Below are 1,167 nucleotides of genomic sequence, written 5' to 3'. Positions count from 1 at the left end.
GAAAGCATTCCTGGAAAGTTTGGTGGTGCAGCAGCGTCGGCCATCATTGGCGGCACGGCCAGTACCCTGTCGGGAGGAAAGTTCGCAAATGGGGCACTGAGCGGGGCGTTTGGGTATTTGTATAACCAGATGGGGGAGTATCTTACAGCGGAAGGATATAATCAGAAATACGGAGGAAAGTGTGAAACCGCAGAATGTGTAGTTGGCTTTCCACCAGAACTCGATGTAAGAACTATCGAAGATATTGACCAAGGCTTGGATGCTTTGACGGATGGGCTGTCTGCGATTCTCAGTGGGGGGGGATGGATTGGTGGGGTTCGTTCAGCCACAAAGAAAGGCGTTATTCATGTAACAAAAGATGGTGTGGCACTTCCTCCCGGCGCTAAATACAAAATTCCGGATAACTATGTGCAAAACCCGCATAGATCAGGGAACTATGGTGAGATAGTTAATGGCAAGTTTAAAGAACGTTTGCGCATTGACCCTCCGACACCGCTAGGGCAAAAGGGACCAAATTATTCTCACTATCACAAAAATGGTAAGGGAACGCACTACAGTCCAAGGCCAGGCGATAAAGATCCAGGATTCTAGTATGGATACTAAATTTAATTCTTTGCCGTGGCATGATGCTGAGCTGCTATCAATTAGCATTGACCGTTCGAATGCTGGTAATAACGACATTATTACCTTTGTGATTAAGTGGCCAGATGGAAATCAAAACGACATTGTTTTTAATGACTGTTACTTATTTGATGCAAGAATGAATTTTGGTGTTGTGGCGGAAGAAAGTATATTGGAAGCTATGTGTTTGGATGAGAGCAGCCAAATCTCTGATATAAAAAGTAAATGGCAGTCTTTAGGAGTGGCGTTAGATAATATCCGTTGTTATCGAATTATCACTAATTCAACCAATAGCCAAATTAATATTTATGCGTTGTCTTATACGTTGTCATAATTGTACGACAAAGCCCCCGATCTCGGTGGCTTTGTCGTTATTGATCTCTCGGAATATCCTCAGCGTCCAAATGCTGCCGTTTATGAATCACGGCTAGTCGAGTAGATCGGCCATTGCTGGCTTTCACCCTCACAGAACCGGACGTGCGGATTTCCCGCATCCGGCTCTTCCGAGCAGGTCACCCGGATTGAGCGGGAGCCAATTGTCTGGGC

At 45.6% G+C, this 1,167-nt stretch carries 2 protein-coding genes; both read left to right on the top strand.

Features of this window, described 5'->3' with window-relative positions:
* Positions 1-591, top strand: a 591-nt coding sequence (locus ACOCD2_RS20975; RefSeq protein WP_305800775.1) for a hypothetical protein, incomplete at its 5' end; no start/stop codon positions are given.
* Between the two features lies 1 nt (position 592).
* The gene (locus ACOCD2_RS20970; protein ID WP_293650365.1) at positions 593-955 is read left to right on the top strand and encodes a hypothetical protein; all 363 of its coding nucleotides are present in this window, start codon (positions 593-595) and stop codon (positions 953-955) included.
* Positions 956-1,167 lie beyond the last annotated feature (212 nt).

The sequence above is a fragment of the Thiolapillus sp. genome (genome assembly GCF_048562965.1).
In the GTDB taxonomy this organism is placed as follows: Bacteria; Pseudomonadota; Gammaproteobacteria; order Chromatiales; family Chromatiaceae; genus Thiolapillus; species Thiolapillus brandeum_A.
The sequence above is the reverse complement of the archived record's forward strand: the minus strand, read 5'-3'. Positions and strand labels throughout refer to the sequence as shown.